We start from the raw sequence: 21,271 nt of genomic DNA, 5'->3' as shown, positions 1-21,271 counted from the left end.
AGCACAGAAAACGCCGGCATTCGCCGGCGTTTTCTGCATCCACGCATGGCGTGGACCTACCCGGCAAACCCGCCTTCGGCCAGGTAATCCAGCTCTTCCGCCGTGGGCAAGCGACCGAGCACGGCATTGCGATGCGGGAAGCGCCCGAAGCGGCGGATGATGTCGCGGTGCAGTTCGGCGTACTGCAGGTACTCCTTGTCACCCAGCACGTCGAACATCGCCACCGAACGGTCCTGGTCCATCGGATCCTCGGAGTGCTCGAACGGCAGGTAGATGAAGGCGCGCAGCTTCGGTACCAGCTGCAGGTCCAGGCCTTCCTCGATGGCGCGCATGGCGTAGTGCCGGGCCAGGCCATCGGTGGCGTAGGAATGGGCGGTCCCACGGAAGCAGTTGCGCGGGAACTGGTCCAGCAGCAGCATCAGCGCCAATGCCCCTTCGGCACTGCCCAGCCAATGCTCGCGCGCGCGCGAAGCAGCGGCGAAATGCTCATCCAGGAACAACTGGCGGAACTGCGCGTCGAACGCATCGTCGCGGGCGAACCACTTCGCAGGGCCCGCTTCTTTCCAGAATTCCACCACTTGCGCGGCAACGTCCATCACCTACTCCCCAGGGCCGGCGCGCCGCGCCAGGCCATCATCATCATTCGTCGAAGCGCAGGTGGCGGACCGACTTGCCGTTGCGCCGGATAAGCTTAAGCGCCTCGATACCGATCTGGATATGGTTTTCCACGAACTGGGAGCTGACCTTGGCATCGGAGGCCTCGGTCTTGACCCCATCGGGGATCATCGGCTGGTCCGAGACCAGCAGCAGCGCGCCACTGGGAATGTGGTTGGCGAAGCCGGCGGCGAACACCGTGGCCGTTTCCATGTCGATGGCCATGCAGCGCATCGCCCGCAACCGCTCCTTGAAGGCCTCGTCGTGCTCCCAGACCCGGCGGTTGGTGGTGTAGACCGTACCCGTCCAGTAGTCGTGGCCGAGGTCGCGGATCATGGTCGAGACCGCACGCTGCAGCGCGAACGCAGGCAGCGCCGGTACTTCCGGCGGCAGGTAATCGCCCGAGGTGCCCTCGCCACGGATCGCGGCGATCGGCAGCACCAGATCACCCAGCTGGTTCTTGCGCTTGAGGCCACCGCACTTGCCCAGGAACAGCACCGCCTTGGGCATCACTGCCGACAGCAGGTCCATGATGATCGCGGCATTGGGGCTGCCCATGCCGAAATTGATCATGGTGATGCCGTCGATCGTGGCGCTGGCCATCGGCCGGTCCAGGCCGATGACGGGCGCACCGGTCAGCTCGGAAAAGGTGTGCAGGTAGCCACCGAAGTTGGTCAGCAGGATGTGCTGGCCGAACTGGTCCAGGGGCACGCCGGTATACCGGGGCAGCCAGTTGTCGACGATTTCCTGCTTGCTCTTCATGGGCGGTCCGGTACGGCGGGGGGACCGGGTATTTTCAGCCACCCGGCCGGTGCAGTCGAGCCGCCGTCGACCGCCCTGTGAAGAAGGTCACTTGGCAAGCCCGCCACCACCGGGCTAGCGTCGGCGGTTGGACCAGGCTGCAAGGGGAACTGCATGGCATCGACGTTGTTGCGCGCCGGGGTGGCCCTGGCACTGCTTTCATTGAGTACGGCTCCGGCGGTGGGCGCCTCGCGCTTCGTCGCCGATCCCTACCCCAGCACCTACCAGGCCCATCCTGATGCGCCGGTGCTGATCCAGAACGCCACGGTGCTGACCGGTACCGGCCAGCGCCTGGACAACGCCGACGTGCTGCTGCGCGACGGCCGCATCGTCGCCGTTGGCCGCCAGCTGCAGGCCGATGCGGGCGTCACCCGCATCGATGCACAGGGCAAGTGGGTCACTCCGGGCCTGATCGACGTGCACTCGCACCTGGGTGTCTACCCCAGCCCGGGCGTTGGCGCGCACAGCGACGGCAACGAGGTCACCGCACCGGTTACTGCCAATGTCTGGGCCGAACACTCGGTGTGGCCGCAGGACCCGGGCTTCGCCACGGCGCTGGCCGGCGGCGTGACCAGCATGCAGGTGCTGCCCGGCTCGGCCAACCTGGTCGGCGGCCGCGGCGTGACCCTGAAGAACGTACCGGCCATCACCTACCAGGCGATGAAGTTCCCCGGCGCACCGTGGGGCCTGAAGATGGCCTGCGGCGAGAACCCCAAGCGGGTCTACGGCGAAGGCAAGGGCGTGGCCCCGGCCACGCGCATGGGCAACGTGGCCGGCTACCGTGCTGCCTTCATCGATGCCGCCGACTACATCGCCAAGACCAAGCCCAAGCCGGCCAAGCGCAAGGGCTGGTTCGGCAGCGACAAGGGCGACAGCGCCGGTGATGCCGGCGGCAAGCGCGATCTCAAGCTGGACACGCTGGCCGGCGCCATCGAAGGCGACATCCGCGTGCACATCCACTGCTACCGCGCCGACGAAATGGCCACCATGCTCGACCTGGCCAAGGAATTCGGCTTCAAGGTGGCCGCCTTCCACCACGGCGTGGAGGCCTACAAGCTGGCCGACCGGCTGGCCGCCGACGGCGTCTGCGGTGCGTTGTGGGCCGACTGGTGGGGCTTCAAGATGGAAGCCTTCGACGGCATCCAGGAGAACATCGCGCTGGTCGACCGCCCGAAGGACAGCTGCGCCATCGTCCATTCCGATTCACCCGAGGGCATCCAGCGCCTGAACCAGGAAGCGGCCAAGGTGATGGCCTCGGCGCGACGTGCACGCATGCCGGAGATCACGCCCGAACATGCCATTGCCTGGATGACCGCCAACGCCGCCAAGGCGCTGGGCATCGAGGGCCAGACCGGCACCCTGGAGGCCGGCAAGATGGCCGACGTGGTGGTGTGGAACGGCAACCCCTTCAGTTCGTACGCGCTGGCCGAGCAGGTCTTCATTGATGGCCGCCGGCTGTATGACCGCAGCGCGCCGGCGAGCACGCCGCGTTCCGATTTCCAGCTTGGCCAGGAGGTGCGCTGATGGGCGCGTTGAACAAGCGTCGCCGGGCATGGCCCGGCGCTACCGTGGTGGCATTGCTGTTGCTGGCAACCACGGCATCGGCGCAGGACCTGCTGGTGCGCAACGCGACGGTGCACACCGCCAGCGCACGCGGCAGCCTGCACAACGCCGATGTGCTGGTGCAGGGCGGCGTCATCCGCGCAGTCGGCACCGGCCTGTCCGCACCGGCCGGAGCGACTGTGGTCGAAGCCAATGGGCGGCCGCTGACCCCGGCCCTGTTCGGGGGCATCACCGAGACCGGCATCGAAGAGGTCTCGGGTGAATCAAGCACGGTGGACAGTTCGCTGAAGCTCGGCGAGCAGCCGTTGCGCCCGGAATTCGACGTCACCCTGGCCTACAACCCGGCCTCGGTGCTGATCCCGGTGACGCGGCTGGAGGGCTTTGGCTTCACCGCACTCGGCGCGGCCACCGGTGGCGGCTTCGTGGCCGGCCAGGGCGGCGTGATGCGGCTGGATGGCAGCGTCGACCCGATCGGCCCGCGCGCGCTGTTCCTGCGCCTGGGCTCGGCGGCATCGGAGCTGACCGGGCATTCGCGCGCCGCGCAATGGATGCTGCTGCAGCAGATGGTCGACGAAGCACGCGGCCAGGTCGCTGCGGATTCGCCGCACGCGCTGTTGACCCCGGCCGGGCGCCGCACGCTCAGCCGCTACCTGGCCGGCCAGGGCCGCATCGTGGTGGAGGTCGATCGTGCCTCGGACATCCGCCAGCTGCTGCGCTGGGCCGCGCGCGAGAAGGTGAAGATCGCGATCGCCGGTGCCGGCGAAGCCTGGCAGGTCGCGCCGGAGCTGGCCGCCGCACAGGTGCCGGTGTTCGTTGACGTGCTGGCCAACCTGCCGGCCAGCTTCGACCAGATCGGCGCCACCCTGGAAAACGCCGCACGCCTGCAGCGCGCCGGCGTGCCGGTGTCGTTCGTGCAGCGCGGCGACGCCACCCACAACGCGCGCAAGATGCGCCAGCTGGCTGGCAATGCAGTGGCCAACGGCCTGCCCTGGGCCGACGGCCTGGCCGGGCTGACCCGGGTGCCGGCACAGGCGTTCGGCGTGGCCGACCAGATCGGCAGCATCGAGCCAGGCAAGCGCGCCGACCTGGTGCTGTGGGAGGGCGATCCGCTGGACGTGGCGCACTATGCCGAACAGGTCTGGCTGGGCGGCCGTGCGATGCCGATGCGTTCGCGCCAGACCGAACTGCGCGACCGCTACCTGCAGCGCAACGCGCAGCCCTGACCGCACACGAGGACATACGGATGGCAACGCTGCGCTGGTACTTCGATTTCGTCTCGCCCTACTCCTACCTGCACTGGCAGAAGCTGAAACAGCTGCCGCAGTTCGCGCAGATCCAGACCGTGCCGATCGCCTTCGGCGCGGTGCTGCATCACCTCGGCAACCTGGGCCCGGCGGAAATCCCCGCCAAGCGCCGCTTCGCCTACCGCCACATGCAATGGACCGCACAGGCCGAGGGCACCCCGATGCGCTTCCCGCCCGGCCATCCGTTCAATCCGTTGTCAGCACTGCGCCTATGCCTGGCTGCCGGGGCCAGCGCTCAGGCGGTGGACGTGCTGTTCGACTGGATCTGGCGCGAGGGCCACGCCGGTGACAGCGCCGAGGCCCTGCGCGAACCGGGTGCGCAGCTGGGTATCGAGGATGTCGCGACCGCCATTGCCGATCCGGCGGTGAAGGAGCAACTGCGGCGCAACACGGAGGCCGCCATCGGCGCGGGCGTGTTCGGGGTCCCGACCCTGGCCATCGACCAGGAACTGTTCTGGGGCAACGACGCCCACCCACTGATGGCCGCCGTGCTGGCCGATCCCGCCCTGCTGCAGCAGCCCGAATGGCAACGCCTGGACAGCCTGCCGGTGGCGGTGCAGCGCAATCGCTGAACAGGGCGTGGCGCGTTTCCCTCGCGCGCCCGGCCAGGTTTTGAGATAGTTTTCACATTTCCGAACCTACAACCGCCCTGGAGGGGGAGCCGCGGATGCGCATCGGAATCGTCGTCGACTCGGCCTGCGACCTGCCGCAGGACTTCATTGCCGAGCACAACATCGTGCTGCTGCCGATCACCGTCCGCATCGGCGAAGCCGTGCTGGCCGATCACCGCGATGAGCAGGCCACGCTGAGCTTCCTGCACGCGCACGTGGCCGAGCATGGCGCTGAAGCGGAAACCATCCCCTTCAGCGTCAACCAGATCCGCGACCTGTTCCTGCAGCAGCTGGTGATCGATTACGACCACGTGTTCTGCATGACCATCACCAAGACCCGCAGCCCGATCCATGACAACGCGCTGCAGGCCAGCTTCGCCATCCTCAACGACTACAAGCCGGTGCGGCAGGCGGCCGGCTACAACTCACCGTTTGCGCTGCGCGTGCTCGATACCCAGAACCTGTTCGCTGCCCAGGCGGTGACCGCGGTGGAGGCCGTGCGCCTGCGCGAGAGCAACGCCAGCGTGCAGCAGATCCGCGAACGGCTGGAGGAACTGGCCGGCAACGTGCACGGCTACATGGTGACCCGTGACCTGTACTACATGCGTGCGCGCGCACGGCACAAGGGCGACCGCAGCGTTGGCCTGCTCAGCGCGGCGCTGGGCAGCGCACTGGACATCAAGCCGGTGCTGCACGGCTACCGCGGCGAGACCGGTCCGGTGGCCAAGATCAAGGGCTTCGACAATGCCGTGCAGAAGCTGTTCGCGGTGGTCGGCCAGCGCGTACGTGCCGGGCTGATGACGCCGACGGTGTGCGTCAGCTACGGCGGAGAACTGGACGAGCTGCGCACCCTGCCCGGCTACGCCCAGCTGAAGGAGGTCTGCGCCACCCACGGCGTGGCCGTGTACGAATCGGTGATGAGCCTGACCGGCATGGTCAATGTCGGCAAGGGCGCGGTCACCGTGGGCTTTGCCGATGGGCCGCATCGGTTTGAATGAAGGCCGACCGTGGCTGGAATCTGCACATCGATTCCACCGCCACTGTGCCAGCCTTGCCGCACTTCAAGGAGAACTCCATGCCTGCGCAGTACCACATCAGCCTGCCCGATCCCTCCAAGGCCCGCGGCAACGACCCTGACCTGTCCTTCCATTCGCAGGGCGCCGCCGGCTTCGCCGAGGAACTGCAGGACGCCCTGCGCAGCGGCACGCTGTTCGAGCGCTGGAAGGCCAAGCAGCCCGATCCCGATGCAGTGGAAGTGCAGTGGGGCGCAACCGATCCGGATGCCACCGTGACCGGCGAGCAGAAGGATCTGCGCATCAACCTGGTGGCCACCACCCGCATCGACAGCGACGTGTTCAAGCAGCGCCTGCGCCTGCTGGCCGGCCACCACTGGGAACTGCGCGACGTGCGTTGAGGTGCCCGCCGGGCATGGCCCGGCGCTACCGCCGCGATGGGTAGCGCCGGGCCATGCCCGGCGTTTCCATTTCCCTACCAGCCACCGCCCAGCGCGCGGTACAGCTCCACCCGTGCGATCGCGGCCGTGGCCTGGCTGTTGGCCAGCGCTGCCTGGTTGTCCAGCGCGATGCGCTGGGTGGTCAGCACGTCCAGCATGTCGACCACGCCGGCCTGGTACTGCCGGCGCGCCGCACCCAGCGCGGTCTCGCTTTCGTCCACCGCCACGTGCAGCTGCACGGTGCGCTGCTGTTCGGCGGCGTAGCCATCGATGGCGTCGTCCACTTCATGCCAGGCCTGCAGCACCGTGCGCTGGAACTGCAGCGACGACTGCTGCTGCTGCAGCTTGCTCAACGCGAGGTTGGCCTTCAGCCGGCCGCCCTGGAAGATCGGCAGGCTGATCGACGGCCCGATGCTGAAGCGGTGTGCGTTCCAGCCATCCAGATCATCCAGCTGCTTGGCCTGGAAGCCAGCGTCGCCATTCAAGGTGATGCGCGGCAGGAAACTGGCCTTGGCCACGCCGATGCCGGCCGTTGCGGCATGCAACGCCGCTTCGGCACGACGGATGTCCGGGCGACGCTCGGCCAGTTCGCTGGGCAGCCCCACCGCCACGGCCGGCAGTGCGGGCCAGTCACGGCGTGCATTCTGCAGCTGCGTATCCAATGCCTGCGGAGGCTGCGCCAGCAGGAACGCCAGTGCATTGCGCAGCTGCGACTCACGGTGCCGCAGCGGTGCGATGCGTGCCTGCAGCGATGCCACCTGCGCTGATGCGCTGGACACCTGCAGCGTACTGGCAACGCCCTGCTGCTGGCGTGCCTCGGTCAGGCGCTTGATGTCGAGGGCGATGCTGAGGTTGTCCTCGGTGATCGCCAGCAACTGCCGCGTTGCACGCAGCTGCAGGTAATCACGCGCGGTTTCCGCCAGCAGCGCGATACGCACTGCATGTGCGTCCTCCTCGGCCATCTGCACACGCGCATCGGCGGCTTCCACCTGACGGCGCACGCGGCCCCACAGGTCCAGCTCCCAGCTCAGGCCGATGCCGGCCTGGAACAGCCCGTAGTCATCACGACCGCCGTTGCCGGATGGATCGTTCAAGCCCACCTCGCTGTTCCGTGCGCGTGCGCCGCTGGCGGTTGCGCTGACGCTGGGCAGACGGTCGGCGGCGCTGATGCCACGCGCGGCGCGGCTCTGCTGCACGCGGTTGGCCGCCAGCTGCAGGTCCAGGTTGGCCTCCAGCACCTGGCTGGCAAGCTGTCCCAGCAGCGGGTCGTCGAAGCCGGCCCACCAGGCGGCATCCTGATCGATCGCGTTGCCCGCGACGGCCTCACCCTGCCAGTGGCTGGGCAGTTCCGCCTGTGGGCGTACGAAGTCCGGGCCCATCGTGCAGGCAGCCAGCGCCGTGCACAGGCTGGCCGCAACAAGGGTGCTGCGGAACACGGCGAGCGCGCTCATGCTCCCTCCCCGGCCGCATGGCCCGGACTGTGCTGCACGCTCTGCGCGCGTGCGCGGCTGCCCAGGTCCACGCTGGCTTCCACCGACATGCCGGCACGCAGCTGGTCCAGCAGCGGCTGGCCCGGCTCCAGCACGATCTTCACCGGAATGCGCTGCACCACCTTGGTGAAGTTGCCGGTGGCGTTCTCCGGTGCGACGGCGGCGAAGGTGACGCCGGTGGCCGGCGCGATGCTGTCGATGTGCCCGCGCAGTGGCTTGCCCGGGAACACGTCCACCTTCAGTTCGACCTGCTGGCCGGCCTGCATGCGGGTCATCTGTGTTTCCTGGAAGTTGGCGACCACGAACGCCCGCTTCAGCGGCACCACCGCGGCCACCGGCGTGCCCGGGGTCAGGTAGGCACCTACGCGCACTGCACGACGACCAACCATGCCGTCGATCGGTGCACGCAGCACGGTGTGCGACAGATCCAGCTCAGCGCGCGCCTGCGCCGCTTCCGCGCGTTGCACGGCAGCCTGCGCGGCCTGCACGCCGGCCGTCAGGATGTCGGTGCGCTGGCGCGCGGTCGACAGCGCCGCCTGCCCTTGCTGCAGATGGGCACTGGCTACGGCCTGCTTCGACTGCGCCTGCTGCGCGTTCTGCACGGTTCCGGCGCCGTCACGGGCCAGTTCGCGGTAGCGCTGCTGGTCGGCACTGGCCAGGGTCAGTTCGGAACGGCTGACATCGACACTGGCCCTGGCCTGCTCGATCAGCGAATCCTGCTGGGCCAGTGCGGCCTGCGCGTTGGCCAGCTGTGCGCGGGCATTGGCAAGGTCGGCACGCGCTGCCTGCAGTGCCACCTGGTAGTCACGGTCGTCGATGCGGGCGAGCACGTCGCCGGCCTTCACCGACTGGTTGTCCTCCACCTCCACGGCGCTGACGAAGCCGGGAATTTTCGGGGCCACCAGAGTGTAGTCAGCCACGACGTACGCATTGTTGGTGGTCTGGTGGCCGCCATCGCGCAGCAGCAGCCAGGCGCCGATGGCCAGGGCCAGTACGCCCAGGCCCAGGCCGGTGTGGAGAGTGGTTCGATTGATCGTCATGAGGGATTCCTGCGAGAGGTTCAGGCCACGGCACGTGGCGGATGGATGCGGGTGGGCATCCAGGCAATGAGGGGAATGAAGGCCAGCGCTACCAGCGCGACCACCCAGTACAGGTCAGCCGAGGCCAGCGCCTGCACCTGTGCATGCAGGCGCGCGCCGAGCTGCGGGCCATCGGCCAGCCACGGTTGCTCGCCCAGGCGGTCGACCAGCACGGTGGAATGGAAATGACGGCGGCCCTGGGCGACGGCATCCAGTACGCCGCTGGCGAGCACCGCAGCGAAACCCTTGACCGTGTTGAACCACGCCGAGGCGAACGGGCCGTCCTGCGGCGCCAGGCCGCCGGTGGCCAGCATCAGCAGCGGCAGCACCGCCATCGGTTGTGCGAACACCTGCAGCAGCTGCACCCACAGGAAGTTGTCACGGATCCAGGCCACGTCCAGGTGCGAGCCCAGCCAGCAGGCCAGCGCCAGCATCGCCAGGCCGGTGGCCTGCACCCAGCGGCAATCCACCGCGCGGATGTTCAACAGGGCCGCCACCAGCGGCAGCGCGATCACCTGTGGCAGTGCCACCCACAGCAGCATCGGTGCCGTCTGCAGCGGCCGGTAGCCCTGCACGCTGGCCAGGAAGCCGGACGGGATCGAGATCACCGCCAGCAGCACGAACAGCACGCCGCCCAGCGTCACCAGCGAGTAGCTGAGATTGCGGTTGGCCAGCAGTTGCAGCTTGAAGAACGGCAAGGGGTGGAACCATTCATTGATCATGAACAGCACCATCAGGCCGGCACCGCCGCCGATCATCAGCGTGATCATCGGCGAGTCGAACCAGTTCAGGCGCGGGCCCTGCACCAGGCCCAGCACCAGCAGCACCAGCGCTGGCAGGCCGAGCAGCAGGCCGACCGTATCGAACTGGGCGAAGCGTTCGAGCCGCAGCGGGTCCTGCGGCAGGCCCCAGCCGACCATCGCCATTGCAGCCAGGCAATACGGCACGATCTGCCAGAACGCCCAGTGCCAGCCCACCTGCTCGACCCAGAATGCAGCCAGCGGCGTGCCCATGCTCGGCCCGAACGTTGCCGTCAGCGCATAGCCGGCCAGGCCGTACAGCTTGATGCCCGGCGGCAGGAAGCGCAGGGCCACGCTCATCAGCAGCGGCGGCAGTGCACCACCGCACAGCCCCTGCAATGCACGCAGCAGCAGGAAGACCTGCAGGTTCGGGGCCAGCGGGCACAGCACGCCCAGCACCATGAAGCCACCGATCATCGCCAGCGCGAAGCGGCGCAACGAGAAGGTGGCGGCACACCAGGGCGCGAAGGCCATCGCGCTGACCGACATCGCGCTGTAGAGGGCGACGATCCAGCTGCCGTCATCGACGCTGAAACCCATCGCGCCACGGATGTCGGCCAATGCGACCTTGGTGATGTTCTCGTTGAAGCCCGACACCAGCACCGCCAGCAGCACGCCACACAGGCCGACCAGGACGCGGCGGTCGAGCCCGGGGGCGGCGGCAGGACGGGGGGCTGCAGCGACCGGGACAGCGGCGGCCGGCGTACTCATCGCCGGGCACCGATCCGTGCAGTGCACGGCATGTTGAGGGTCATTGGAATGCGCTCAGTGAAACTCCGGGGAGCGCAGTCTAGGGAGCCGGTACCCTGTGAAAAATGGCGTCGCCGGCATCCCAGGCGTGCGTCCGGCGCACGCCTGCGGACATCAGCGGTGGGCGTCCTCGACGCGCTCGCACATGGTCTTGATCGAGCGGCGCAGCCACTGGTGCGCGGCGTCGTTGTCCAGCCGCGGATGCCAGGCCTGCACGATGGCCGCGGTACGCACCGGGATCGGCAGCGGGAACAGGCGCAACGGCAGGCGCATGCTGACGATCCGCTCCAGCATCACGCTCGGCATCTGCGGCAGGATCAGGTCCGATTCGGCCGCCGCGAAGATCGCACCATGGAAGGTCGGGCTGATCAGCGCCACGCGGCGCTGCAGGCCGAGCGAGGCCAGGTCATCATCGATCGGCCCACGTGGCAGGCCACGGCGCGACACCGCGATGTGGTCGCACGCGGCAAAGCGCTCGGCGCTGATCTCCTCATCGAACAGTGGATGGTCCTCGCGCGCGGCGCCCATGAACGAGGTACTGAACAGGTTCTGCACCTTGGTATCGGGCGCGTGCTTGCCGGCGGTGCTGATGTACAGGTCGATCCGGCCCTGCGCCATCGCATCGTCGTCGGTATCGCCCTCGGGCACGAAGCGCAGCACCGCGCGCGGCGCCTGCTGGCGGAACAGTTCACGCAGGCGTCCGCCGAATCCGCCGATGAAGACATCATTGGCGCGGACATTGAAGGTGCGCTCCAGGGTGCGCAGGTCGATCTCGCGACCGGCATTGAAGACGCGGTGGGCCTGCTCGATCACGTCGCGGACCTGCTCACGCAGCTGCAGGGCACGCGGCGTGGGCGCCAGCCCGCGGCCGGCACGCACCAGCACCGGGTCGCCCAGGGCGGTGCGGATCCGGCCCAGGGTACGGCTCATCGCCGGCGCGCTCAGGTTCATCCGCCGCGCGGCGGCGGCCACGCTGCATTCGTCGATCAGCACGTCCAGTGCCAGCAACAGGTTCAGGTCCGGCAGGGGCATGACAGTCTCCAGTAAATCAGATGACTCTACGGCACTCCTGGCCTCAATGGATTGCGTCTGACGCATTCATTGACTGCCGCGCACGGCATGGGTGCGCGCGATGACATCGGCGACCATCCCCGGCCTGCAAAGGAGACATCCATGTTCAATACCCTGCTGGTCGCCCTGGACGGTGGCCCCCAGCACGCGCGCGTGCTGGACCTTGCCGCGGCCATTGCCGGACCCCGCAGCCGCCTGCACCTGCTGTGCGTGCTCGACCCCGAGTTCGCGCTGGCCGCCGATGCCAGCGAAGCCGACCGCATCGAGTATCCGGAAGCCGCCCGCCAGCGCTCCCGCGCCGAGGCGGTGCTGGCCGAAGCCCTGGCCGAACTGCGCGAGCGCGGCGTCGATGCCATCGCGCAGATCCCCTCAGGCGACCCCGGCGAAGTCATCAGCGACCAGGCCCGGCGCCTGAAGTGCGACCTGATCGTGATCGGCCACCGCCACCTGTCCCGGCTGGAGCGCTTGTTCGAACCCTCGATCGGGCAATGGACCATCGATCACGCCCCCTGCCCCGTGCTGGTGGAAACCCGCGACCCACAACCCTAGCTGCCATGGCCTCCCGTTCCCCCTTGTTTCCCACGCGGGTCAGCTACCGTGCCTTCGGCCGCCAGTTCGGTCGTGGCGAGCAGGCGCTGCTGGCGGCGATACGCCAGCTGCGTGACCCCGATCTCATGGCCGATGGACTCGCACAGCTGAGCGGCCTCGGCCTTGATCCTGAAGGCTGCGACGCGTTCATCAACCTGCTGCCACTGCTGGCCGCGCCCGCGGCGCCGATCGACCTGCTGCCCGCCGGCTCTCCCTTCGTTGCCGCCAGCGAACTGGACCTGCTGGTCTGCCTGCTGCGCATCGCCCAGTGGCGGCATGCACGGCCCCGCGAAGACGACACGCTGGCACCGCTGCGGCAGCAGCTGGCACGCTGTGCTGTGGCCGTGCAGGCAGCGAAGCTGCCGTTGCGGCAGCGATCATTGTCACCTGTCGGGCTGAGGCTGCTCGATCCCACCGGTTGGCTGCGGCAACGATGACCGCTCGGCACCACAGGTGCGCGATGCTGCATCAGGGCTGATCACGCGTCGCCCTCAGCAGTCCATCGTGCCATGTGCACTGCCTTCGTCGTCGAGCACATGCGCATGCAGGATCACCTGGTTGCGGCCGGCACGCTTGGCCGCATACAGGCCCGCGTCGGCGTCTGCCAGCAGCTGGTCGGCGCTGGCCAGGGCCGGCGGATGCAGGTAGCCCACACCGACGCTGATGCTGACCGAACCTTCAGGCAACGGCAGCGCTTCCACTGCCTCGCGCAGGCGTTCGGCCAGCGCCAGTACGCCCGACAGCGGGCTTCCCGGCACGATCACTGCGAATTCCTCGCCGCCATAGCGCGCAACGCTGTCGCCTGCACGGCCGGCGCTGACCTTCAGGACCGCCGCTACGGCCTGCAGGCAGCGGTCCCCGGCAGGATGACCGTGCCGGTCGTTGAAGGCCTTGAAATGGTCGATGTCCAGCAGCAACAGGCCCAGTTCGCTGCCACTGCGCCGCGCACGGTTCCATTCGGCCAACAGCAATGCGTCGAACTCGCGCCGGTTGGCCACGCCGGTGAGGCCATCCTGCCGTGCCAGCTGGTCCAGCGATGCCTGCCGCTCCATCAGGTCCACCTGCAGCAGGATGCTGCGCAGGCCGAAGCCCAGCGTCGCGACCACGAACCCTGCGACCGCCAGTGGTCGGGCATGGTCGACCACCAGTGTCCCGACCACCAGCAGCAGCAGCGGCAGGATCATCGGGCCGGCCGCCTGCACCGTGCGTGCCAGCCGTGGGTGCAGCACGAAACTCGGCGCCGGTGCCCGGCTCAGCGCCAGCAGTGCCAGCAGCAGGAACGGCAGGTCGATCAGCAGGTCGTTGTAGGCACCGAACGACTGCTCTGCGGTGTAGTGGTTGATGTAGTAGGCCACCAGCAGATAGGCCACCGCGTACTTCGCCAGGGCGCGGAAGAAGTTGCGCCGCTCCGGAACGTCGCCGACCAGCCAGCGCACCACAGCGAACGCAGCGATGCACAGGTTCTGGATGTCGAACATGCGCTGCATGTTGGCCATCGCGTGGTCATCAACATCGATGCGGGCGGCAAACGACTGCGCGTGCACGAAGAACAGGACACCCAACAGCGCAGCCATGGCTGCGTCGATCAGGCTGATGCTCAGCCGTTCGCGGCGTGCACGGGCCAGGATGAACACCAGCGGCACGCCGTAAAGCACATACAGGAACAGACTGACCTGCGGCGTGACATCGGCACGGCCGGCGCCCAGCGCATCGACCATGTTGAAGGCCATGCCTCCGCCCCACAGCAGCAGGGCCAGCGCGGTGGCACGCCAACCCAGCGCGGCGCCATCGCGGCGGGCCCGCCACAGGCAGGCGGCGGCGGCCAGCAGCGGAGCGCCGGTCAGGAACACGAAGGAACCCACACCGACGGGCCCCGGCCACAGGGCCAGGACCAGGCCGTGGCACAGCACATACAGCAGCGCCAGCACTACCGGCATGCATCCCCCGATCGGCAAGGCCGTATGGGCGCACGATAGCCCGGGGCGGCGCCACGATGGTGTGATCCACCACCGGAAAAGCAGCGTGCAACCATAATCCGAGCCCATGCTCGGCTGCCGTCCGGTCGGAGGCCAAGGGAGAGCCGAGCGTGGGCTCGGCTCTACAGGGGGTCAGTCCTGCAGCGCGCGGGCGTGGTGGGCGATGTGCTCGCCGATGAAACTGGCGATGAAGTAGTAGCTGTGGTCGTACCCCGGCTGCAGGCGCAGGGTCAGCGGGTGGGCGGCGGCATCACAGGCCTGCTGCAGGCGCTCGGGTTGCAGCTGGGTCTGCAGGAATTCATCGGCCCCGCCCTGGTCGACCAGCAGCGGCAGGCGCTCTTCGGCGGTGGCCAGCAGCGCGCAGGCATCCCACGCAGCCCAGTCGGCGGGGTTGTCGCCCAGGTAAGCGTGGAAGGCCTTTTGACCCCACGGCACGTGGCTGGGCGCAACGATGGGCGAGAACGCCGACACGCTGCGGTAGCGCCCCGGGTTGCGCAGTGCGATCACCAGCGCACCATGGCCGCCCATCGAATGGCCACTGATGCTGCGCGCTGCGGTGGCCGGGAAGTTCGCTTCGATCAATTCGGGCAGCTCCCGCGCAACATAGTCATGCATGCGGTAGTGCTTTGCCCACGGCGTGCGGGTGGCATTGAGGTAGAACCCTGCCCCCTTGCCCAGATCGTAGCCCTCGGCGTCAGCCACATCCTCGCCGCGAGGACTGGTATCGGGCGCCACCAGGATCACCCCATGCTCGGCCGCATAGCGCTGTGCGCCGGCCTTGGTGATGAAATTCTGCTCGGTGCAGGTCAGGCCGCTCAGCCAGTACAGCACCGGCAACTTCTGCGCTTCCGCCTGCGGCGGCAGGTACACGGCGAACTGCATGTCGCAGCCCAGCGTGGTCGAATGATGGCGGTAGACGTCCTGCCAGCCACCGAAACAGGCGCGGTGTTCAATGCGTTCCATGGAACTCTCCTGCGTGCCGGCGTCAGCCGTCACGTGTGTTGATCAACTCATCCAGCTGCGACAGCAGGCGCAGCAGCGGCTCGACGCCGGGCTGGCCATCCAGGTTGCGGTACGCGGCCACCGCCACATCGCTGCGCGGTGGCCATCGGCCGTCGGCGCGGGCCTCGTGCAGCCGCGGCAGGAAGACCTGCGCCAGCCAGTGCTCGAACGGCATCTCATCGATGCCGAACGGTGAATCCACCGGCCGCGGTGCACCGACTTCGCCTTCGACCCAGCCCAGCGCGCGCAGCGCCTGCTCGATCGGGGCGACCAGGGCCGCGCGCGGGTCTTCCGCACGCGGCCGGCGCAGGGCATCCAGCCAGCCCATGCCGTGGCTCAGTAATGCACGACCGAACGGATCGACTTGCCTTCATGCATCAGGTCGAAGGCTTCGTTGATCTTGTCCAGGTCCATGGTGTGGGTGACGAACGGGGCCAGTTCGATATCGCCCTTCATCGCGTCTTCCACCATGCCCGGCAGCTGGCTGCGGCCCTTCACGCCACCGAAGGCGGTGCCCATCCACTTGCGGCCGGTCACCAGCTGGAACGGACGGGTGGAGATCTCCTGGCCCGAACCGGCCACGCCGATCACCACGCTCTGGCCCCAGCCACGGTGCGCGCATTCCAGCGCCGCGCGCATCACGTTGACGTTGCCGATGCACTCGAAGCTGTGGTCCACGCCCCAGGTGGTCATTTCCACGATGACCTGCTGGATCGGCTTGTCGAAGTCCTTCGGATTGATGCAGTCGGTGGCACCGAATTCGCGCGCCAGTTCGAACTTGGACGGGTTGGTGTCCACCGCGATGATGCGGCCGGCCTTGGCCTGGCGCGCACCCTGGATCACCGCCAGGCCGATGCCACCGAGGCCGAACACCGCCACGCTGTCGCCTTCCTGCACCTTGGCGGTGTTGTGCACCGCGCCGATGCCGGTGGTGACACCGCAGCCAAGCAGGCAGACGTGTTCCGGGTTGGCGTCCGGGTTGATCTTGGCCAGCGAGACTTCAGCCACCACGGTGTACTCGCTGAAGGTCGAGCAACCCATGTAGTGGTACAGCGGCTCGCCGTTGTAGCTGAAGCGGCTGGTGCCGTCGGGCATCACGCCCTTGCCCTGGGTGGCGCGCACGGCAACGCAGAGGTTGGTCTTGCCACTCTTGCAGAACAGGCACTCGCCACACTCGGCGGTGTACAGCGGAATCACGTGGTCGCCCGGCTTGACGCTGGTCACGCCCTCGCCCACTTCCACCACGATGCCGGCGCCTTCATGGCCCAGCACCACCGGGAACAGGCCTTCCGGATCATCGCCGGACAGGGTGAACGCATCGGTGTGGCAGACACCGGTGTGGGTGATCCTGACCAGCACTTCGCCCTTCTTCGGCGGGGCGACATCGATCTCGACGATCTGCAGCGGCTGGCCGGGACCAAAGGCGACGGCGGCACGGGACTTCATGGTGGATTCTCCAGGAAAACAAGGGAAACAGGATGCGCGGCGCTACGTTGCGCCAACGTTTACTTCAGGTACGAGCGGATCAACGCGCTCATGTCGCGCACGCGCTCGGCGCGTTGTTCATCAGAGGCCGCGGGCTGGCCGAACTCCTCGCGCAGATGGGCCTCCATCACCTCGGACATCAGGCCGTTGACCGCGCCACGGATGGCCGCGATCTGCTGCAGCACCGGCCCACAGTCGGCACCGGCTTCCAGCGCGCGGTCCAGCGCATCGCACTGACCGCGGATACGGCGCACGCGGGCCAGGACCTTCTTTTTCTCTTCGGGGGAGTGCGGCATGGCGAGGCCACCTCGGAACTATACTGGGGGATAGTATACACGCGCGATTTCCGGGCTCAATCCCCGGGCCTCAGTCGAACGCTCCCTGACCCGCCAGCCGCGCCAGTTCATCCACCACATAGCGCACCTTCGGCCGCAGGTGGCGCGTCGGCGGCCACAGCGCGTGGATGTCGATATGCCGCTGCATGTGCGCATCCAGCACCGAGTGCAGCGCGCCGGACTCCAGATGACGGCGCACCAGTGAAATGGGCATCTGGCAGATACCCAGCCCGGCGATGGCCGCGTCGATCACCGCGTCACCGTCGTTGAGCTGGTAGGCCGCATTTGGAATGAAGGTTCCTTCCGCATCATCACTGCCGATCCGCCACGCCACCGGCTGGCCGTGGCGGAAGCCGACGATGCTGCGGTGCGGTGCCAGTTCCTCAACGGTGTGCGGGGTGCCATGTGCCTGCAGGTACGCTGGCGATGCACAGGTGACCAGCCGCTGGCGCCCCAGCCGGCGTGCCACCAGATGCTCGGCCTGGTGCAGCCCACCGAAGCGGATCAGCAGGTCGATGCCTTCCTCGACCGGATCGATGAAGTGATCGGTGAAGGTCATCGTCAACTGCAGGTCCGGGTACTGCCGGCACAGCCGCAGCAGCACCGGCAGCACCACCAGCCGCCCGAACGAGGACGGCATGTCGATGCGCAGCCGCCCGCTGGGCAGCCCGGCCGACCCCAGGCAGGCCTCGGCCGCGGAAATCTCTTCCAGCGCCGCCGCGCAGGAGGCGTAGTACGCCTCGCCGTCGCTGGTCAGCGCGATGCGCCGCGTGGTGCGATGGAACAGGCGCACGCCCAGTCGCGCTTCGAGCCGCGCGATGGCCTTGCCCACCGCCGAGCGCGAAATGCCCAGCGCATCGGCGGCTTCGGTGAAGCTGCCCGAGCGTGCCGTGGTGACGAAGGTCACCAGGCCATTCAAGGATTCCAGTGGCAACATCTTTCACGCTCCATTGGGGACAAACAGTCCCGCTCAATGGGAAATCGAAGCGCTTTATGCACCCGCATGTCAACGCCATCCTGTGTCCATCGCGCCGCTGGCGCCTCCCCGCACCGAGATGACCGACATGACCGCCGCCCTGTTCCGCCCCTTCGATCTGGCAGGCATCGCCCTGCGCAACCGCATCGCGATGGCCCCGATGACCCGCGCTCGCAACCCCGGTTCGGTCGCCAATGAGCTCACCGCGCAGTACTACCGGCAGCGTGCCAGCGCCGGCCTGATCATCAGCGAAGGCACGCCGGTCTCGCCGCAGGGCCAGGGTTACATCGACGTGCCGGGTATCTGGTCGGCCGAGCAGGTGGCCGGTTGGACGCTGGTCACCGAGGCAGTGCATGCCGCCCAGGGCACGATCTTTGCCCAGCTCTGGCACGTGGGCCGCATGTCGCATTCCTCGCTGCAGCCCGATGGTGGGCAACCGGTCAGCGCCGGCACGCGCCCGGTGGCCAGCGCACCGAAGAACACCTCGTTCGTCTATCTGGAAGACGGCAGCCGCGGCCACGCAGATCCCACCCCGGCACGTACGCTGGCCACCGACGAAATCCCCGGCATCATTGCCGACTTCGCACGGGGCGCCGACAACGCGATCGCCGCCGGCTTCGACGGCATCGAGCTGCATGCCGCCAATGGCTACCTGTTCGAACAGTTCCTCAACCCGCTCATCAACCAGCGCGACGACCGCTACGGCGGCTCACTGCCCAACCGTGCGCGGCTGATCCTGGAGACGGTCGATGCGATGGCCGAACGCATCGGTGCACACCGCATCGGCGTGCGCCTGGCGCCGAACAACCTCACCTTCGACATGCCGTTCTACCCCGACAACGAGGCCACCTATCTGTACCTGGCTGAAGAACTGGGCAAGCGCGGGCTGGCCTACCTGCACCTCAACGACAACCTGCAGCAGGGTGAATCGGTGCTGGGCAGCGCGTTCCTGAAGCAGTTCAAGCAGGCCTACGGTGGCACCGTGATCCTGGCCGGTGGCATGACCCGCGAACGCGCCCTTGAACTGGTCGAAGCGGGCACCATCGACCTGGCCGCGTTCGGCCAGCCCTTCATCGCCAATCCGGATCTGGTCGAACGCCTTCGGCACGACGTCGCGCTGGCCACGCCTGACCGCAGCACCTATTACGGTGGCGGTGAGGCGGGCTACCTCGATTACCCACGCGCACAGTAGATCCACGCCATGCGTGGATGGGGGCATACACTGCCCACCCGCATCCACCGGATCTGATCATGGACACGCCCACCGCAGCGTTCATCGTCAACCTCGACGTCCCCGACCTCGCCGCTGCCGAAGACTTCTACATGCGAGCCTTCGGCCTGCGCATCGGCCGCCGCCTCGGCCCGGGCGCCGTGGAACTGCTCGGCGGACCCACGCCGCTGTATCTGCTGCAGAACGAGGCCGGCAGCGCCGCCACCGAGGACGGTGACGTGCGCGACTACGAGCGCCACTGGACGCCGCTGCACCTGGACTGGGTCGTGGATGACATCCAGGCCGCACTGGCCCGTGCGGTTGCGGCCGGGGCCACGCTCGAACAATCCGTGCGCGAACGTCGCTGGGGCAGCATTGCCGTGCTGGCCGATCCATTCGGCCACGGCTTCTGCCTGATCCAGTTCAGTGCTGAAGGCTACGACGCGCTGGTCGAATGACCGGCGCGTCGTTCACCATGGCAGTGGCACCGCCTCGCCATTGGCGCGTTCGCCGTAGTACAGCGATGGCAGCAGACGCGACAGGAAGCTGAACTCCGTATAGCAGTGCTTGAGCAGGCCAAGGCCGACCGCATCGCTGGCATCGCGGTGCGGATCGGCGCTGTCCAGGCCGAGCACGAAGCGGCTGCGCAGCACGCAGCCAAACGGCGTATCGCGCGCCACGTGCAGCATCTGCCCATCGCAGGGATCACCGTTTGCATCCAGGCGCACGTGGTCACCGAAGCCGATGCGCGCGGCGATCACCGCCGACAGGTCACCTGCATCCTGCGCCGCCTGCAGGTGCTCGGGCACCAGCAACGTGCGCGGGTCATGGAACTTCAGGCGCGCCGCCACCGGCGGGATGTCAGCCAGCGATTCCACCGCATGGATGCTGGCGCCGTGGTAGCTGCGTCCACGCTGCCAGGCCGCGTCCCAGCCGCGATGCTCGACATGATCGACCGGATGCCACCAGCGGATGTGCTGGGTGGTTTCGAAGAAGGTGAACCACCAGTCCAGCATGCGGCCCTTGCAGCCGTGCAGATCGGTTCGCACCGCCACCAGCAGGGTGCCGTCTTCGCGACGCTGGATACCCGTCTCCAGGTGCATCGGTGCCGGGTCCAGCAGATCGTGGTGGTCCAGCCAGGCACGGGCGTTCACAGCGGTATCCATTGGGGGGCTCCTGCGGTTGGGAGACTAGACAATACGGAAACGTTAAACGTTTCGCAATTGCTCGGGTGCGGTAAGATGGGGGCAATGAACAGCACCGCCCTGCCCGATCCCGTCGCCCCCGCCCGCCGCCGTGGACGTCCCGCGCGACCGGAAGCCGAAGTCCGCCACGCCGTGCTGCAGGCCACGCTGGAGCTGCTGCTGGCACAGGGTTACGAGGCGACCACGATCGAAGCGGTGGCGGCGCATGCCGGGGTGGCGAAGAAGACCGTTTACCGCCACGCCAGCAACCGCGAGGAACTGGTCGGGTTGGCGGTGCGCGAGTGGACCGACGGCTTCGCGCCGCAGCTGCAGCGCGATGCGCACGACACTGACGAGGTGCTGCCGTTGCTGCAGGACATCCTGCAGGCGGTGTGTGCGCAGGCGCTGTCGGCGCAGGCGGTGCAGGTGGTCCGGCTGCTGGCCACCGACTTTCCCGGCAAGCAGGCGCTGCTGCAGGCCTACCTGGACAACGGCATCGAGCGCGGCCGTGCGCTGCTGGCCGACTGGCTGGAACGGCAGCAGCAGCGTGGGCTGCTGCGTGAGGGGGATTCCCCGCGCATGGCACGACTGATCCTGGCAATGGCCGTGGCCGAACCGCTGCGCGAGCGCGTGATCGGTGTGGTGGCCGAGGATGCGCCGGTGGATGTGCACCTGCGTGAGTGCCTGGCGTTGTTGGCGCCGGTGTTGCGGGTGCCGTAGCGTTGTCCCATCCATGCATGGCGTGGATCTACCACGGCATCCCTGCATCGCGGGGGTCAACATGTCCTTGCGGCGATGGTCAGTAGCAACTGTCTTGTCAGGGGCAGCCGAGGGCCACCTCGGCGTCTCGCTTACGGGCGTTGAGGATCACCAGCATTTTGCGCATGACCGCCACGAGCGCCACCTTGCTTGCTTTGCCCTTGGCCTTCAGGCCAGCGT

23 protein-coding genes and 1 pseudogene are annotated in these 21,271 nt (G+C 67.9%); 10 read left to right on the top strand and 14 right to left on the bottom strand.

All coding sequences use genetic code 11. From position 1 onward, the window contains the following. Positions 1 to 56 precede the first annotated feature (56 nt). On the bottom strand, positions 57 to 596 hold the full coding sequence (locus AC5P88_RS13730; protein ID WP_024956045.1) for a DUF924 family protein: 540 nt from the start codon (positions 594 to 596) through the stop codon (positions 57 to 59). 43 nt (positions 597 to 639) lie between these two features. Further along, positions 640 to 1,416, bottom strand: a complete 777-nt coding sequence (locus AC5P88_RS13725; RefSeq protein WP_005414446.1) for an AMP nucleosidase — start codon at positions 1,414 to 1,416, stop codon at positions 640 to 642. Positions 1,417 to 1,569: 153 nt separating this feature from the next. Here AC5P88_RS13725 and AC5P88_RS13720 point away from each other — a divergent pair, with 153 nt between their 5' ends. From AC5P88_RS13720 to AC5P88_RS13700, 5 genes are all read left to right on the top strand, one after another. Next, positions 1,570 to 2,979 carry an amidohydrolase gene (locus tag AC5P88_RS13720; RefSeq protein ID WP_495225309.1) on the top strand — a complete coding sequence of 470 codons (1,410 nt, stop codon included), beginning with the start codon at positions 1,570 to 1,572 and terminating at the stop codon, positions 2,977 to 2,979. Then, a complete protein-coding gene (locus tag AC5P88_RS13715) occupies positions 2,979 to 4,241 on the top strand; it encodes an amidohydrolase family protein (protein WP_495225307.1) in 1,263 nt (420 codons plus the stop codon). The genes AC5P88_RS13720 and AC5P88_RS13715 overlap by 1 nt, the downstream gene beginning before the upstream one ends. Positions 4,242 to 4,261: 20 nt before the next feature. Next, positions 4,262 to 4,894, top strand: a complete 633-nt coding sequence (locus tag AC5P88_RS13710) for a 2-hydroxychromene-2-carboxylate isomerase (protein ID WP_495225306.1) — start codon at positions 4,262 to 4,264, stop codon at positions 4,892 to 4,894. A 95-nt stretch (positions 4,895 to 4,989) separates the two neighbouring features. Next, entirely contained in the window at positions 4,990 to 5,931 is a 942-nt protein-coding gene (locus tag AC5P88_RS13705; RefSeq protein WP_049428227.1) for a DegV family protein, read from the top strand. Between the two features lie 77 nt (positions 5,932 to 6,008). After that, positions 6,009 to 6,347 carry a hypothetical protein gene (locus tag AC5P88_RS13700; protein WP_106550751.1) on the top strand — a complete coding sequence of 113 codons (339 nt, stop codon included), beginning with the start codon at positions 6,009 to 6,011 and terminating at the stop codon, positions 6,345 to 6,347. 74 nt (positions 6,348 to 6,421) lie between these two features. Here AC5P88_RS13700 and AC5P88_RS13695 read toward each other — a convergent pair whose 3' ends face one another. From AC5P88_RS13695 to AC5P88_RS13680, 4 genes are all read right to left on the bottom strand, one after another. Beyond that, positions 6,422 to 7,837 carry an efflux transporter outer membrane subunit gene (locus tag AC5P88_RS13695; RefSeq protein WP_106550734.1) on the bottom strand — a complete coding sequence of 472 codons (1,416 nt, stop codon included), beginning with the start codon at positions 7,835 to 7,837 and terminating at the stop codon, positions 6,422 to 6,424. After that, positions 7,834 to 8,916: an HlyD family secretion protein gene (locus AC5P88_RS13690; RefSeq protein ID WP_106550735.1), complete on the bottom strand. Its 1,083-nt coding sequence runs from the start codon at positions 8,914 to 8,916 to the stop codon at positions 7,834 to 7,836. Before AC5P88_RS13690 ends, AC5P88_RS13695 begins: the two co-directional genes overlap by 4 nt. A 20-nt stretch (positions 8,917 to 8,936) precedes the next feature. Next, positions 8,937 to 10,466, bottom strand: a complete 1,530-nt coding sequence (locus tag AC5P88_RS13685) for an MFS transporter (RefSeq protein ID WP_495225305.1) — start codon at positions 10,464 to 10,466, stop codon at positions 8,937 to 8,939. Between the two features lie 153 nt (positions 10,467 to 10,619). After that, a complete protein-coding gene (locus AC5P88_RS13680; protein WP_106550737.1) occupies positions 10,620 to 11,537 on the bottom strand; it encodes a LysR family transcriptional regulator in 918 nt (305 codons plus the stop codon). Positions 11,538 to 11,678: 141 nt separating this feature from the next. Between AC5P88_RS13680 and AC5P88_RS13675 the strand changes: the two genes are divergently transcribed. Continuing rightward, the gene (locus AC5P88_RS13675) at positions 11,679 to 12,125 is read left to right on the top strand and encodes a universal stress protein (RefSeq protein ID WP_043400104.1); all 447 of its coding nucleotides are present in this window, start codon (positions 11,679 to 11,681) and stop codon (positions 12,123 to 12,125) included. Between the two features lie 5 nt (positions 12,126 to 12,130). Beyond that, a complete protein-coding gene (locus AC5P88_RS13670) occupies positions 12,131 to 12,601 on the top strand; it encodes a hypothetical protein (protein ID WP_106550738.1) in 471 nt (156 codons plus the stop codon). 54 nt (positions 12,602 to 12,655) lie between these two features. On the opposite strand, the gene AC5P88_RS13665 is transcribed toward AC5P88_RS13670, so the two are convergent. The 6 genes from AC5P88_RS13665 to AC5P88_RS13640 all read right to left on the bottom strand — a co-directional run bounded on the left by AC5P88_RS13665 (position 12,656) and on the right by AC5P88_RS13640 (position 17,899). Then, a complete protein-coding gene (locus AC5P88_RS13665; RefSeq protein WP_495225304.1) occupies positions 12,656 to 14,101 on the bottom strand; it encodes a GGDEF domain-containing protein in 1,446 nt (481 codons plus the stop codon). Positions 14,102 to 14,272: 171 nt separating this feature from the next. Then, entirely contained in the window at positions 14,273 to 15,103 is an 831-nt protein-coding gene (gene fghA / locus AC5P88_RS13660) for an S-formylglutathione hydrolase (protein ID WP_495225303.1), read from the bottom strand. Positions 15,104 to 15,125: 22 nt separating this feature from the next. Further along, complete coding sequence (locus AC5P88_RS13655; protein WP_106550741.1) at positions 15,126 to 15,470, bottom strand: YqcC family protein; 345 nt, start codon at positions 15,468 to 15,470, stop codon at positions 15,126 to 15,128. Positions 15,471 to 15,478: 8 nt separating this feature from the next. Continuing rightward, positions 15,479 to 16,588 (bottom strand): S-(hydroxymethyl)glutathione dehydrogenase/class III alcohol dehydrogenase, encoded by a 1,110-nt coding sequence (locus AC5P88_RS13650; RefSeq protein ID WP_495225301.1) that lies wholly within the window; start codon positions 16,586 to 16,588, stop codon positions 15,479 to 15,481. Positions 16,589 to 16,647: 59 nt separating this feature from the next. Then, the gene (gene frmR / locus AC5P88_RS13645) at positions 16,648 to 16,923 is read right to left on the bottom strand and encodes a formaldehyde-responsive transcriptional repressor FrmR (protein ID WP_005411009.1); all 276 of its coding nucleotides are present in this window, start codon (positions 16,921 to 16,923) and stop codon (positions 16,648 to 16,650) included. A 70-nt stretch (positions 16,924 to 16,993) separates the two neighbouring features. After that, complete coding sequence (locus AC5P88_RS13640; RefSeq protein WP_495225300.1) at positions 16,994 to 17,899, bottom strand: LysR family transcriptional regulator; 906 nt, start codon at positions 17,897 to 17,899, stop codon at positions 16,994 to 16,996. Between the two features lie 127 nt (positions 17,900 to 18,026). On the opposite strand from AC5P88_RS13640, the gene AC5P88_RS13635 reads away from it, so the two are divergent. Further along, positions 18,027 to 19,130 (top strand): alkene reductase, encoded by a 1,104-nt coding sequence (locus tag AC5P88_RS13635; RefSeq protein WP_495225299.1) that lies wholly within the window; start codon positions 18,027 to 18,029, stop codon positions 19,128 to 19,130. Between the two features lie 59 nt (positions 19,131 to 19,189). Next, positions 19,190 to 19,606, top strand: a complete 417-nt coding sequence (locus AC5P88_RS13630; protein WP_111112410.1) for a VOC family protein — start codon at positions 19,190 to 19,192, stop codon at positions 19,604 to 19,606. A gap of 12 nt (positions 19,607 to 19,618) precedes the next feature. Here AC5P88_RS13630 and AC5P88_RS13625 read toward each other — a convergent pair whose 3' ends face one another. Next, positions 19,619 to 20,314: a DAPG hydrolase family protein gene (locus tag AC5P88_RS13625; RefSeq protein ID WP_495225298.1), complete on the bottom strand. Its 696-nt coding sequence runs from the start codon at positions 20,312 to 20,314 to the stop codon at positions 19,619 to 19,621. 75 nt (positions 20,315 to 20,389) lie between these two features. On the opposite strand from AC5P88_RS13625, the gene AC5P88_RS13620 reads away from it, so the two are divergent. Then, positions 20,390 to 21,052 carry a TetR/AcrR family transcriptional regulator gene (locus tag AC5P88_RS13620; RefSeq protein ID WP_495225297.1) on the top strand — a complete coding sequence of 221 codons (663 nt, stop codon included), beginning with the start codon at positions 20,390 to 20,392 and terminating at the stop codon, positions 21,050 to 21,052. Positions 21,053 to 21,149: 97 nt separating this feature from the next. Here the strand turns inward: AC5P88_RS13620 and AC5P88_RS13615 are convergent. Further along, positions 21,150 to 21,271 (bottom strand): annotated as a pseudogene (locus AC5P88_RS13615) (IS110 family transposase); the annotation flags it as partial.

Source organism: Stenotrophomonas sp. YJH_SMC_8 (assembly GCF_059371315.1).
Note: the sequence above shows the minus strand (reverse complement) of the source record. Positions and strands in the feature narration are given on the sequence as shown.